The sequence below is a fragment of the Shewanella psychropiezotolerans genome, from assembly GCF_007197555.1.
Lineage (GTDB): Bacteria > Pseudomonadota > Gammaproteobacteria > Enterobacterales > Shewanellaceae > Shewanella > Shewanella psychropiezotolerans.
In genome coordinates this window covers 1,354,840-1,369,131 of the sequence record NZ_CP041614.1, presented here as the reverse complement: position 1 = coordinate 1,369,131, position 14,292 = coordinate 1,354,840, and the positions used below count along the sequence as shown (strand labels likewise).

The following is a 14,292-nucleotide window of genomic DNA, read 5'->3' as shown; positions in this document are numbered from 1 at the left end:
GAAGGGACAATGATTTTTAGAATTATTCGATTCGAATAGAAGGTATAAGCCAAAAATAACGACTCATAGCGAGTACTGAAGCGTCGACCTTCTAAAGAGAAAATCTCACTTATTCAAGAGATCCACAGACATAACTACTACACTATGACTAAGTTAATAATGAAGGCAGTAATATGTCTGAAGCAACACTCCTACTCATTGAAGATGATGAGTTTATGGCTAAACAGATAAGAACGCTTGCCGAGTCCGTAGGCTTTGAACGTATACTTCAATTTGATGCCTTACCCGACGATCAATCCTATCTCGATGCCGATCTCATCGTCACCGATATACAACTTCCCAACATGGTCGGGATAGCTCATATCGATCGCATTATCACCCTAAAGGGCAACAAGCCAATCATACTGGTTACCGGCTTGGATCAAATGACGCTTGCTTCTACACTCACCATCTTGAAAATGAAACGGGTCAATATCGTTGCCGCATTGACTAAACCATTTAACAGAAAAGACTTTAAACAACTGCTTGAAGCCCAGCTGCCTAAATAGCATTAGCCAGCTAAATTAAGGCTTATCTAATGAACTCATAGCACTCTACCCAAAAACTTCTTTTAATCTTCATACCAAGCGTGTCATATTCTACGACCACTATATAAAAGATAAAAATAACAGTTAACTAGTGATGGAGCCCACACTAAAAAATGAATGCCATGGATAAAGCGCAAGATGACCCACAAACTGATACTAGCTTAAACACCTCACTAAACACCGAGACTCGGGTATCTAAAGCCAGATACCTGCTAAGCGCATTAGGACCAGGCTTATTAATGGCGGCCGCCGCTATCGGCGCCTCTCACCTAGTCGCCTCGACTCGTGCCGGGGCTGAGTTTGGCTGGCAGTTGGCCTGGGTTATCTTAGCGGTTAATCTGCTTAAATATCCTTTCTTCGCCGCCGGTGCCCGCTATACGGCATCGACAGGAGAGAGTTTACTCCATGGTTATCTTAAACAGGGCAGAGGCTACCTCTTGCTGTTCACGGGTCTCAACACCATAGCAGCCGTGGCTAGCACTGCCGGGGTGGCCATGCTAACAGCCGCGATGCTGACCCTATTCATCCCTCTCTCCATCGATCTACTGGCTCTGATTGTCTTACTATCGAGCCTGGCCCTGCTTATTTTTGGTCATTACACTCTACTCGATAAGCTCACTAAAGTGATCATGCTCTGCCTCACCATCTCGACGCTCATTGCCGTGGCATTAGCCTTCAATGCTCCGTCTATCATGAGCCCAGATTTTGTCTCTCAGTCACCTTGGCAATGGGGCTATATCGGTTTCCTCGTCGCCATGATGGGCTGGATGCCCGCCCCCATAGAGGTCAGTGCATGGAACTCCCTCTGGCTGTTAGAGAAGAAAAAAACGGTTCATATAACCAAAGAGCAAGCCATCTTCGACTTTAACTTCGGTTACCTGACTACTGCAATTCTTGCCATCGTCTTCCTCGCCCTAGGCTCCCTGGTTATGCACGGCAGCGGCGAGCAGTTTTCGGCATCTGGGGCTAAATTTGCCAGCCAACTCATAGACCTGTATAGCCGGGTTTTAGGCGAGGGAGCACGCTATCTCATCGGCACCGTAGCCCTATTGTGTATCTTCAGCACCACAGTGACCGTCATCGACGGCTACAGTCGCACCCTGAATATGGGCTGGCGCTTATTGACTCAAACCCAAGACACTGAGAAAGGCTTAACCAGGGTCATGCTTGGCATCAGTGCAATTGGCTTAGGCATCATTTTGTTTTTTAAAGGAGCCCTTCTGCCTCTACTGGAATTTGTGATGATCTTAGCTTTTATGACCACGGTCATTTTCGCTTGGCTAAACTATAAGTTAATGACCAGCTCGGCTCTGGCTGAATCAGATCGCTATGGCTGGAAAATGAAATCTCTGTCTATGGTAGGCATGACCTATTTGGTCAGTTTTGCCCTGCTGTTTATCTACTGGATGGCGACAAAATAAGTGATTATGAAATGCAGTTAAGGACAAGGATGCACCGACAAAACACTCTATTAACTTGTTTAGTGTTAAGTGTACTAACACTGAGTAGCTCAAGTTATGCCGATTTCCCATCGCTTAAGAATGAAAAAGTACAGTCAGAGCGCTCGGATGGGCAAACTCGAAGCGAACCTGTGGTCGCACCACAAAATATGGAAGTTGCCATAAAGCAGGCTATCGACACTTCTCTACAGCCATTCAGTGGCAGCGTACTCCTGTTAAGAGATGGAAAAACACTACTCACAGTAAACAAGGGCAGAGGGATCAACAAAAATACCAGCTTCGTCATCGCCTCTCTATCTAAACAGATAACGGCGACTCTTATTTTGCAGACCGTCGATGCGGGTAAGCTAGATCTCAACAGCTCCCTAAATAGCTATCTCATCGATGGTCTAGACTTAGATACTGATGAGATTCAGGGCGGTAATAGTGACTCTTATACAGATTCAGGATCTGAGAGAGATGAGGACTTCGATGCGAAATTTGAAACCGCTCCCGAGCCAGCCCTTGAACCTGAAATACCCTCGACGCTAGCAACGAACTCGAAGAAGCAGAAAAGAGCGACTCATCGCGTTCGTTGCAGCGAATCGGTTCGTCTAAAGAAGTCGCTTCGCCTACAATCATCTACGGCATAGATGTCGAAACAGCACAAAACAATCCCAGATTCAACCCAAGTCGATACAATGAAAACATCACATTACATCACCTGCTAAGCCACACATCGGGTGTCGATAAATTAGGTAAGCCAAATCGTTTCCAGCCCGGCAGCCAATTTCAATACTCCAACTTGGGTTACTCCCTCTTAGGTGAGATTCTCGAGCAGGTAAACCAGCAAACCTTGGCTCAACAGATTGCCAACTTAAAGCTAACTAACCGACTCGGAGGCCTCTACGCCGAGGTTGGCACCATAGATAACATACGTCAACGGGCTCCCTCTCTCGCCATTGGGCTCAATGAAGCAGGCAGTGTATTAGCCCCCTCAGGACTAGAGCTGACCAAATCTTTGATTCCAGCAGGTGGAATCATTGCCACGACTCAAGCCTTCGCCACATTTCAGCAAAAATTGCATTCAGGTAGGCTAATCAGCCCCCAGAGTTACCAGCTGATGACTCGCTCACATACCGACATAGAATTCTTGTGGCCGGATATGAGTTACGGTTATGGCCTTAGGATCAACCGAGAAGATGGCATCATAGAATATAGTCATACCGGCTATCTGCCGGGATATATGTCGATGACACTCCATTATCCTGAGTTTGATCTGGATCTGGTGATGCTGGAAAATATCTCATTAAACATCAGTGATCTCGACCGGGTATTTGAACTGCATAACCAAATACGAGCGAGTATCAGAGAGTCGCTTATTTATGCTAAAAGTCTTGAGAATAGAAGGCTCATGGACACAAAAGATAAAATAGACAGTACAAATAAATCCGAGGCTCAGAGCGAAACTCAGATATAATAGTACCCACAAGATCCCGCAGCCGCGGAATCAACTAGAAAAAGATAAAGACTAATGATTAACAACGATATTTTACGCCGTCTACGCTTCGTGTTCGATTACCAAAATGCCAAGATGATCAAGATCTTCGCCAAGGTTAATCATGAAGTGTCACAAGAGCTTCTTCTTAACTTGCTAAAGAAAGAGGAAGAGGAAGGTTACCAGCCTTGTAATGACAAGACCATGTGTCAGTTCCTTGATGGCCTTATCATAGAAAAGCGTGGCCTGAGAGAAGGCGCCGAAATCCCTGAGCCAGTATCACAAATTAACAACAACCTTACCTTCAAGAAGTTAAGAGTTGCCCTGGAGATGCGTGAAGATGACATCATCAGCACATTAGCTCTGGCTGATTTCAACATGTCTAAATCAGAACTCGGTGCTCTGTTTAGAAAGCCAGGTCATAAGCACTTTAAAGAGTGCGGCGATCAGGTTTTACGTAACTTTCTCGCGGGCCTGTCAGTCAAGCATCGCGGTAAATAACAAAACCTAATTACGATAAAGAAGTGATTACCTAAAGCACGGCTCTGGCTGTGCTTTTTTGTTTTAAACAAAACAAAATAAAATGTAAAAAACAGGTAAAAAAGAGATAAAAAACAGTTCAGAAACAGAACAAAGATCACGTTTCGTGATAATCTTGCCAGACTCACGGCATCTATAATTAACACTATCGAAAAGGTTACCAATGGACGATCATAAACGCCCGCTCTACCTTCCCTTTGCAGGACCTGCGATTCTCGAAGCCCCCTTGATCAACAAGGGCAGCGCATTCACCGATGAAGAACGTGTTTTCTTCAATCTCGAAGGCCTACTGCCTCATGTTATCGAAACCATCGAAGAGCAAGCGTCTCGTGCTTATGATCAGTACACTAACTTTACCAATGACCTCGATAGACACATCTACCTGAGAAACATTCAAGACACCAACGAAACACTCTACTATCGTTTGGTTCAAAACCACATTACCGAAATGATGCCTATCATCTATACCCCGACTGTGGGTATGGCCTGTGAGCGCTTCTCCAAGGAGTATCGTCGTAACCGCGGCCTGTTTATCTCCTATCCGAATAAAGATCGCATCGAAGATATTCTCAATAACTCGACACGCCAAAAGGTGAAGATCATCGTTGTCACCGACGGTGAACGTATTCTGGGCCTGGGCGATCAGGGTATTGGTGGCATGGGCATCCCTATTGGTAAGCTGTCTCTGTATACCAGTTGTGGTGGTATCAGCCCAGCATATACCTTACCAATCACCTTAGATGTAGGTACAGATAACCCACATCTGCTAGAAGATCCTATGTATATGGGCTGGCGTCATCAGCGCATCGGCGGCGAAGAATATAAAGAGTTCATCGAAGCCTTTATGCAGGCGGTTAGCCGTCGTTGGCCAGATGCCTTGATCCAGTTCGAAGATTTCGCCCAAAAGAACGCCATGCCTCTGCTTGAGCGTTACAAGGATCAATATTGCTGCTTTAACGATGATATTCAAGGCACCGCTGCCGTCACTGTAGGCTCACTCCTCGCCGCCTGTAAGGCTGCTAAGACTCAACTGAGTGAGCAACGTATCGCCTTCTTAGGTGCAGGCTCTGCCGGTTGCGGAATCGCCGAAGCCATAGTGGCCCAAATGGTCTCGGAAGGGATCTCAGACAGTCAGGCTCGCCAGCAAGTATTTATGGTCGATCGCTGGGGTATGCTGCAAGCCAACATGCCGAATCTACTGCCATTCCAACAGAAACTGGCGCAGAAGTGTGATGATGTAAATGACTGGGATAACTTCAGCGATAACATCTCACTACTTGATGTGATGAAGAACGGTAAGCCTACAGTACTTATCGGGGTATCCGGGGCACCAGGATTATTCACCGAAGAGATCATCAAGGCGATGCATGCAAACTGCTCTCGCCCAATCATCTTTCCACTATCGAACCCAACCAGCCGCGTCGAAGCCACCCCCAAAGATGTGCTGCATTGGACCAATGGCCAAGCACTTGTCGCCACAGGCAGTCCCTTCGAGCCAGTAGTAGTTAATGATGAAACCTTCGAGATAGCTCAGTGTAATAACAGCTATATCTTCCCGGGTATTGGCTTAGGTGTACTCGCCTCAGGCGCTAAACGCGTCAGTGATGCGATGCTGATGGCATCGAGCCGCGCATTAGCCGAATGCTCGCCACTTGCCATCAATGGTGAAGGACCGCTATTGCCGTCACTGGAAAAGATCCACAGTGTCAGCAAGCACATTGCACTCGCCGTAGGTAAGGTCGCGATCGAGCAAGGCCATGCACTACCATGTACCGATGAGCTACTCAAGCAGGCTATCGAAGCTAACTTCTGGACAGCAGAGTATCGACGTTACAAGCGAACTTCGTTCTAACTCTTCACTAGCTTGTCATCCTGAACTTGTTTCAGGATCCAAGTTCGAGATACGAGAATAGATTAAAGCTACCAGTTGATAATGGTAGCTTTTTTATTGCCTGTATTTGTGCCTTTGGATGAAGGCTATTGCACTTTTCTTCTGTTTATTTGGTATTAGTAAGAATAGCTGAAGGTTGCACCTTAGTTGTTACCTAGCGAGGCATGTGCACCACTTTCTTTGACAAGAGTCTGCGAGACGCTGGTTCTTGATTTCATAAGAGTCATCACTGTGAGCTCTGAGATTTCAAACAAAGTCCATGCTTAAAGTACCTGTCGTGAATAATCATTAAGGAACAGAGGAGCAAGATATCGACTTATTTGTTTATTCAGGATGAAGTCTAACATTAGTTTCTCTTGTAAATTTCATTCGTTATTACCTATATTTCCGCAACATATAAATGTTTGTCAATGGTTAAAGTAGAACTACCAACGATACCTTAACCCCAAAATAAACCTCGTTTCATTTTCATTGGCTATATCGATGCCAAAATAATCAAACTTATATAAATGCTGGTAACTAACTTTGCTAGCTATCCACCATTTATTATTAAAGGGGAAAGCCAAACTTATAGTCAACTTTAAATATTCTGCTGCTGTTTTATTATCCCCAGTTACATTCAAGTATACCGGAGAGATAGTTAGGACAGTGTTGTGAAACAAAAAATCTTTACGTATTAAAGGTACAAAGTGGTAGCCAGTGAAATTACTTTTACTGTGTCCTGCGAGCCCATCTTTCCCCAAAGACCCACTAAATATATAGTTAATCTTCGGAGCGAAAGTCCAACCATTTTTTTGATGTTTTAATACTCCACCGATAGAATAAAAAGTATAACCAAATAGGCCTTGATCTGAGCGAGATAAATTTCTATTGATAGCATATCCATTCCACCCACCGGAGAAATATTCACTAATTTGCCATGTTTGAATGATAAATGCCTGTAGCTTTAATAAATCTTTACCAAAGGAAGAGTGACTATCTTGTCCACTATAATTAATATGCCCCATAGTACCTTCGATGGCAGCAAAGTAGTTTGAACCTCCGAGTTTCCCTATGGTATAGGTATCGAAAATCACGCTTTTCTCTGTTGGTGGATCGTTAGCTTTTTTCGTATCAATACTTCTTAATTGAACATATATAGATGAAAATACAGGACCAGGTTGCCAAAAAAATGTTTGAGCTTGTGCACCAAAAGCGGCCCATGATAATAGGAGTCCAAAAATAATTGTGTACCTTATCATCTTCGTTTCCGGTTTTTAATAATACTAATGCTCAATGTTGAAACAAAAATAATGACCAAAAGGACAAAGATAGTCCCCTATTTTTAAAATGGATATATTGTTAATCAAGTTCATTTTCAGCGTCTACCCAGACCGTTCCCTACCAGATTTTAAGCTAACGTTAGAGTTAGAATTCAGCAACAACCTTAACGGTATCATTGACCTTACTACTATCAATATAACCAATAATATTTGGGTTAGATGAAACCAGCTTTATCACTTCATCATCATTGGCAAACTCTTTCGGGGGCGTTCCTTTACCAGTAAATACTTTCTTAGACCAATAGGACTTCAATTGACTTGATGATTTACCTAAAACAGTGGAATCAAACTCCCCTCGATTAACTTGCCTTTCCTCCAAGTTAATCGGAATAGCTTGAGCCCCTCCAGGAAATTTCTTCGTCTTACCGAGATAGAGATTTGAAATACTCTTCTTGTCTAAAGAATCACCGTTATCAGGGTGGACTATCACTGCAATTCCAGACACTGCATGTAACGAAAACAAACTGAGTAAAATTGAGCAAAATATTTTGTTCATCTTCTTTCTCCTAAAAAACCAGATCTACCGCAATAGCTAACAGTTGAGCATCCGTACCTACTGAATAATCATCGGAATAATGGGTGTACTCAATTTTAAATGCAGCCGATGGGTGGAAGTCCCATCGAGTGCCTACTATGTAGTAGTTACTGTCTTCTTCTTGTGCTGTTAGGGCTGCTTGAGTACCAAACAGCAATGGGGCTAAGGCGATTTGGTTGATCGGAGGTAATGAGCTATAGATAGGTAACATGGCTTCATAAGCATCCATCTGAGGCTTACCTTCGTCCATGCCGTAAGTCACATGGAAGGTTAAGTTATTGAACCGGATTCCACCTGAGATAAATGCAGAGTTAGTATCAGCCAAGAAGCTGGGATCAAGTTCTGTCATGGTGTATTCGGCGAGAATAAACCAACTGTCCACATCATATTTTACATGGGCACCAATCAAGGTTGCTCCATCATCTATGGGTAACAGATCATCAACGATCTCTTGAGTAAATACTCCAGCTTCCGAAATAGCCTGCCCCAGAGCAATGATAGTGTGCTGCTCATAGGAGTATTCGTCGATAAGACCTAGATTGAGCCCATACTCAAAGGAACCAGTGGCAAAATTGAAGTTAATAATGTGCCCCTTGGCTGAAAAAGGAGCTGGAGTAGTATCTGAGCCTATAGGTTGATAATCTGATATCGATGAGGTGATGTATTTATAGGTGATCTCTGCATCAGAGTCTCCCCATAAGTCACTATAGGTGAGCCCTACACCTTCCCCTGAGTTAAAAGGAAGCGAGTAGACCCCTCTTGGAGGGGTTATCCAATGGTAAGCGTAGCCTACATCGATATAGTCTGAGTACTTATACAGATTAAATCTCTGTCTTCCTGCCATTAGCATGAATTGATCATTAATCTCATAGGAAATATAAGCCCACTCAAAATCAGGATTAAAATCATTTCGCCCTCTTGCAATGATCTGAGCGGTCGCTCTGAGACCTTCCCCTAAATCAGCGGAAAATTGCAATGCCATCTTACTGTCGTTTTCGAAACTAATCTCTTTATCATAACCGTAGTAAGACTTGTCATCTTCGAGACTGGAGCCTGCAACAATGGAAGCAAAGCCATTAATAACGACTTCAGCAAAGCAAGTGGGGATATATATAAACGAAAGAATTACAATAACCAGTGAGTGCTTTCTCATTGCCTACCCTTTTCTATGACTTCATTCTTATTAAAAGATAGTTGGTAATTAATATAATGCCTATTGAGGATAGAATATATTTAGTTGGGCGGACCTGTCACACTTCACGAAGTGTTTGCATGAAAGGTCGTTTCTAGGCATCCTATCTTCAAGGTATTCGTATATCCCTATACAGCCCCCATGGTAGGTGATTGGTTCAAGTAAGGTATTGAAAGTAAATGAACTAAACCAATACGAATAAAGCTAGATGAACCAAGAATAAAATAATTAGAAAACTTGTTATTAGACAAGAGATAAACAGATTTATGAATTTACTACATCTTCAAGCATTGTTACTGGCAATTGAAACAGGCTCTATTTCTGCGGCGGCGCGTCAATTAGGAAAAAAGCAGTCTCAGGTTAGCCAATGGATTTCTGATTTAGAAATTGATTTGGGAGTGAGTTTTTTTGATCGCTCGGGTAACAAGACCACCTTGAGTCAAGATGGTGAAAAGCTACTTCCTTATCTTACTCACAGCTTGGGTCAACTGGATAAATTTGTGCAAAATGCCCAGGAGCTCGCGAAAAGTGAGCCTACAATACTCAGAATTGGAATGGAAAATTACATTCCCGACTTCGCCTTTACCCCTGCCCTCGCAGCAGTATTAGACATAGTGAACTTGAATCTAGAGGTGTATCGGGAAGAGGCGGGGCAGCTAGAGAAAGACCTGTGCGAGGGTCTTACAGATATCATTCTGACTCACGAATCCGACACTATTCACCACACCCGCTTTGACTACTGCCGCCTGGGTTATTATCACGAAGAACTAGTTTGCAGCCCCCGACATCCATTGGCAGAATCATCTAGCCTAAACTTACAAGATTTAAGTGAGCACAGTGAACTTGTTTGGGGAGATGTGAGCCATGGGGATGAAAACGGATTCAGCCCTCATTACGGCCTGTTCGCTGACATCAATATCTTGATCGCTATGCTTAAACTAGGTAAAGGGTTCGCGTTTTTACCGCGGGAGTATGTGAGTACCTTGGTTATGGATAAGCAACTCGTGTCGCTTAACTGCGACTTTGAGCCTGTCGGGATTAAACGAAAAGTAGAGCTGTGCTGGCGCAATGGCCTAACCCTGTCCAAGAAAGGATCTAAAGTGATCGATGCTTTCAAGCAAGAACATAGTTTAATTTAGAGCGCGCCAATACTGGCACTGATTCGTCACTAACAAGCCCATATAGAGAGCCAGTCATATAGTGTGAAGGCAAATCGTAAAAACGGTGCAGGCCACAAGATTAATGATCATTGGCATCGAAGACAACTTCCCCCGTAACACAGTCATAATGACTTCGGCGTAGACAATCTCCTCTATGGGTAAACGAGTAATGTTTTTGTCAATAATGGCAAAATCCGCCGACTTACCAAGATCTATGGAGCCTGTTATCTCACCGATCCCTAAGCTAGTTGCCGCATTGATAGTATATGAGTCAATCGCAGAATCTATGTCAGGTAAACCGGTAGCGCCCATCTTGATACTGTAGGCAATGCCAACTAATGGGTTTATGTCGTGCACATTCCAATCACTGCTTAGGGTCACATTAGCACCAGTATCAAAAATGGCCTTCAAGTTCATCAAGAAACTGCTACGCTCTGCACCAAGAAAAGGCTCGGCCCAGCTATGATCGTGATGAGCGATATAGTCCGATCCCACTTGAAAATCTGCCGTTACATCCAACTTAACAAAACGGGGAACATCCCTTGGATTGACTAGCTCTAAATGGGTTAATGTATAAGGCCTTGTCGCCCCTTTACTGCGAACATACTCAATGGCATTAAGCGACTCACGAATGGCTCCATCACCAATGGCATGAATATGAGCGCCAAAACCAATCTGATTTAATTTATCCAGCCAGCTTGGCATCTGTTGCGGTGCAATATAGTTAATGCCAAAAGGCTCATCTGCAATATAGGTATCTATATATGGCTTAAGTAATTTCGCCGTACCGTTAATAAAAATACCATCGCTGTACATTTTCACCTGATCGACTAACAGCAAACCTGACTTGTCGTCGGAGTGAATTGTCTTCAGATACGTCAATTGGGAATCCATAGAATCGGTGGGATATATCCAGGGACGAAGCGATACTCTTGCGGTTAATGCCCCCTCTTTCGCCGCCGCTTGCCACACTTCATACCAACCGCGTTTCCAATACAGTCGACCATCACCTATGGTGGTAATGCCATGGGTTGCAGCAATTTCTAGCCCAGTCATAAGACCATCATAGCTAGTATCAAATTGGTTTTCTAAGCTGTTCCATGCCATTTCCATAACCAAGTCGCCAGCATTATCGAACAAGATACCATTGAGCTCGCCGGTATCCTGGTCTTTAAGTATTTTTCCGCCTTGTGGTTCGCTGGAATCTTTAGTAATTCCTGCACGTTTGAGTGCTTCTGAATTCACCCACATGGAGTGTGAAGTCTGCTCCATAATCACCACTGGGGTATCGGGAAAAATGCGATCTATCACTTCCAGTGGACTGGTGTCATTCTCTTCACTTAACACGGAATCCACAGAGAAACCGTAGCCCATCAACCATTCATTTTCTTTAGCTAGATTACGGCAAGCTTTCAGATAAGGAACTTGCTCTGCCAGCGATGCGTCCATATTAAGCTCACAGTTACCACCGGCTGCCGATGCAGCTTCAAACACATGATTGTGGTTATCGATAAAACCAGGCATCACGAATGCTTGTTCCAGATCTATCATCTGGGTTTGGGTATTACGATAGGCATCCACACCATTTTCACTGCCTATATAAACAATATTGCCATCATAGACAGCCAGAGTATCGGCATCCCTATGGCCATAGATAACAGCATTAGTCATAATCATATCTGCGGGTTCAGCTGGTTTGGTAGACTCAGCTTTACAACTTGTGGTGCCCATAGTTAGACTCGCGATCAGTGCCAGTAAATACACTTTATTCATTAATTCATCCTATTTCCCCCAACTCTAAATGAGTATAGGGAATCTTCTGTTTATTTTCAGACAGGCTAGCGGAAGAGAGAAAATAAAGACAAATACTCAGTATCAGTAATTAGGGATAGCCACATCAGTAAATGAAGCAGAAATCAAAAAATCTGGCCACCCATAATTAATGGCATACAGTTACTCTTCTTACTAAGCTTAATGAAGAGTTTAAGCTGGAGATTATTATGCCCCGCCCTCGAAGTACTCAAATTAGTCTCGAAGACACACCTTACTATCACTGCTGTAGTCGCGTAGTCCGCCGCGCCCATCTCTGCGGAGACGACAAATATACAGGCAAAAACTATGACCATCGTCGGGGTTGGGTAGAAACGCAGCTCCTCAAATTGACAGAGGTGTTTGCTATTGATGTGGCTGCCTATGCCGTGATGAGTAATCATCTGCATTTAGTGCTGTATATTGATTTAGAGACGGTCAATACCTGGTCCGATAGAGAGGTGGTTGAACAGTGGCATAAATGTTTCAAGGGTACAGAGATTACACAGAAGTTCGCTAAAGGAGAGGTCGTTGATGAGTACCAAGTGGCTAAATTAAAACATTTTATTGCCACTTATCGCTCACGTCTCAGCGATATTAGCTGGTTCATGCGTTGTCTCAATGAGCCCATAGCTAGGAAAGCCAACGATGAAGATAACTGCACCGGGCATTTCTGGGAGGGAAGGTTTAAAAGCCAAGCTTTACTCGATGAAGCGGCCGTTTTAGCGTGTATGGCTTATGTTGAACTGAACCCTATCCGTGCGAAGGTAGCTCAAACACCAGAAAATTCTGATTATACCAGCCTTCAGCTAAGAGTTAAGGCGGCCTTGAAGGGGAAGCAACCGATAAAACTCCTGCCTTTTATTGGCAATGAGCATGAGCACCAAACTAAAGGTATCAACTTTGATCTTAAAGACTACTTAGAGCTGGTTGATGAAACGGGTCGTATACTTCGTGATGATAAGCGAGGTGCAATCTCAGTCAATGCAGCAAGAATACTGACACGACTCAATATTCCCAGTGATAACTGGATAAAACTCACTGCTGATTTTGGTAAGCTATTTCATGGGCCTGTAGGCACCTTGCAGGAGCTAACGAGCTACTGTGAACACTTAGAGAAGCGACGACGGCATTTCTCTCAATGTTGTCAGTATTTACAAGCAAGCTGATACGTTCAATCATTCCTTATTCCAGCTAACCTATCCATTTAATGGGTTAGGATAGTCCTGCGTAAAATTCACCATTTCCCTCCTTAAACGATCAAAATCTATAAATAATTAGCTCAGAAAGCCTGATTACTGGCTGAGTTAATCCCGTCACTGAGTTGAATCTTGATAACCAGAAATAAGGCTGGCATGTTGTTGATTTATAATGGGTGGCTTCGTTCTTTGCTTGCATATTGGTTGTAACAAGCAATGAAACCTGATAAGGCTATTGTACTTAGCAAGCTCACCAAGAACCTCTCAAGTGAACCCTTTAACCCTTTAACCCTTTAACCCTTTAACCCTTTAACCCTTTAACCCTTTAACCCTTTAACCCTTTAACCCTTTAACCCTTTAACCCTTTAACCCTTTAACCCTTTAACCCTTTAACCCTTTAACCCTTTAACCCTTTAACCCTTTAGCCCTTTAACCCTTTAACCCTTTAGCCCTTTAACCCTTTAACCCTTTAACCCTTTAGCCCTTTAACCCTTTAACCCATTAACCCATTAAGAAGATAGTTAAGACTTGTTATCTGGCAAGCCGCTGCCTAAAACAAAAGTACAAAAAAAGGCCATGGTTTCCCATAGCCTTTACAGATAGCCTGTTACCTCAATAGTCAGTCCTAATAGGATTAATATCTCATCCATGATGAGACAGCTATTTTCCGTCGATAACTGCCATGATGCTGTTAAACAGAGCTCTATCGGTGCGAGACTTTTTCAGCTTCTTCGAACAATCCTTGAGAGAATCATCTGAGATACGGGTGAAGATGCCGTTGTACTCTTTCTCGTCTATGGCCTCGTCACTCTCGGCCATCTCGGAAATGTCTTGTGCCACTCGGCTCAGCTGTATCCAGGCATTAGCAATATAAAAGCCATGAAAGTCCGCCTGTGGCAACTGAGCCCTGGCACTGTTCGGCAAGGCTTGCCAGCCTTTGATGAATTTCTCATCAGTATCTTCTAGCAACTCATTACAGAGGTTAGCGTAGGCTTCCAACAGATTCTCTGGGAGCTGATCCATAGGAAGAACAACATTACATACATTCAATGACACCTGCTCGACGCGGGTCTTATACTCTGGGGTGATCTCAATCATGGTTTTGCTCTATAAATTTTCA

Annotated in this window: 11 protein-coding genes and 1 pseudogene; 7 read left to right on the top strand and 5 right to left on the bottom strand. The window is 43.6% G+C overall.

Annotated elements, in window-relative coordinates:
* Positions 1-173 precede the first annotated feature (173 nt).
* The 5 genes and pseudogenes from FM037_RS06030 to FM037_RS06010 all read left to right on the top strand — a co-directional run bounded on the left by FM037_RS06030 (position 174) and on the right by FM037_RS06010 (position 5,916).
* Positions 174-548, top strand: coding sequence for a response regulator (locus FM037_RS06030; protein ID WP_144045254.1), 375 nt, complete (start codon positions 174-176; stop codon positions 546-548).
* A 278-nt stretch (positions 549-826) separates the two neighbouring features.
* The gene (locus FM037_RS06025) at positions 827-2,008 is read left to right on the top strand and encodes an NRAMP family divalent metal transporter (RefSeq protein ID WP_144048852.1); all 1,182 of its coding nucleotides are present in this window, start codon (positions 827-829) and stop codon (positions 2,006-2,008) included.
* Positions 2,009-2,019: 11 nt separating this feature from the next.
* Positions 2,020-3,506 (top strand): annotated as a pseudogene (locus tag FM037_RS06020) (serine hydrolase domain-containing protein).
* Between the two features lie 54 nt (positions 3,507-3,560).
* Positions 3,561-4,025, top strand: coding sequence for a YehS family protein (locus FM037_RS06015; protein ID WP_144045253.1), 465 nt, complete (start codon positions 3,561-3,563; stop codon positions 4,023-4,025).
* 202 nt (positions 4,026-4,227) lie between these two features.
* Complete coding sequence (locus FM037_RS06010) at positions 4,228-5,916, top strand: NAD-dependent malic enzyme (protein WP_144045252.1); 1,689 nt, start codon at positions 4,228-4,230, stop codon at positions 5,914-5,916.
* Between the two features lie 464 nt (positions 5,917-6,380).
* Here the strand turns inward: FM037_RS06010 and FM037_RS06005 are convergent, their stop codons facing one another.
* The 3 genes from FM037_RS06005 to FM037_RS05995 all read right to left on the bottom strand — a co-directional run bounded on the left by FM037_RS06005 (position 6,381) and on the right by FM037_RS05995 (position 8,965).
* Complete coding sequence (locus FM037_RS06005; RefSeq protein WP_144045251.1) at positions 6,381-7,196, bottom strand: hypothetical protein; 816 nt, start codon at positions 7,194-7,196, stop codon at positions 6,381-6,383.
* A 166-nt stretch (positions 7,197-7,362) separates the two neighbouring features.
* Positions 7,363-7,773, bottom strand: a complete 411-nt coding sequence (locus tag FM037_RS06000) for a type 2 periplasmic-binding domain-containing protein (RefSeq protein ID WP_144045250.1) — start codon at positions 7,771-7,773, stop codon at positions 7,363-7,365.
* A gap of 10 nt (positions 7,774-7,783) precedes the next feature.
* Positions 7,784-8,965 (bottom strand): porin, encoded by a 1,182-nt coding sequence (locus FM037_RS05995; RefSeq protein ID WP_144045249.1) that lies wholly within the window; start codon positions 8,963-8,965, stop codon positions 7,784-7,786.
* 305 nt (positions 8,966-9,270) lie between these two features.
* On the opposite strand from FM037_RS05995, the gene FM037_RS05990 reads away from it, so the two are divergent.
* Positions 9,271-10,143, top strand: coding sequence for a LysR family transcriptional regulator (locus FM037_RS05990; RefSeq protein WP_144045248.1), 873 nt, complete (start codon positions 9,271-9,273; stop codon positions 10,141-10,143).
* 54 nt (positions 10,144-10,197) lie between these two features.
* Here FM037_RS05990 and FM037_RS05985 read toward each other — a convergent pair whose 3' ends face one another.
* Entirely contained in the window at positions 10,198-11,937 is a 1,740-nt protein-coding gene (locus FM037_RS05985) for an amidohydrolase (RefSeq protein WP_144045247.1), read from the bottom strand.
* 227 nt (positions 11,938-12,164) lie between these two features.
* Here FM037_RS05985 and FM037_RS05980 point away from each other — a divergent pair, with 227 nt between their 5' ends.
* Complete coding sequence (locus FM037_RS05980) at positions 12,165-13,142, top strand: transposase (RefSeq protein ID WP_144045246.1); 978 nt, start codon at positions 12,165-12,167, stop codon at positions 13,140-13,142.
* 690 nt (positions 13,143-13,832) lie between these two features.
* On the opposite strand, the gene FM037_RS05975 is transcribed toward FM037_RS05980, so the two are convergent.
* On the bottom strand, positions 13,833-14,270 hold the full coding sequence (locus tag FM037_RS05975; protein WP_144045245.1) for a DUF3069 domain-containing protein: 438 nt from the start codon (positions 14,268-14,270) through the stop codon (positions 13,833-13,835).
* Positions 14,271-14,292 lie beyond the last annotated feature (22 nt).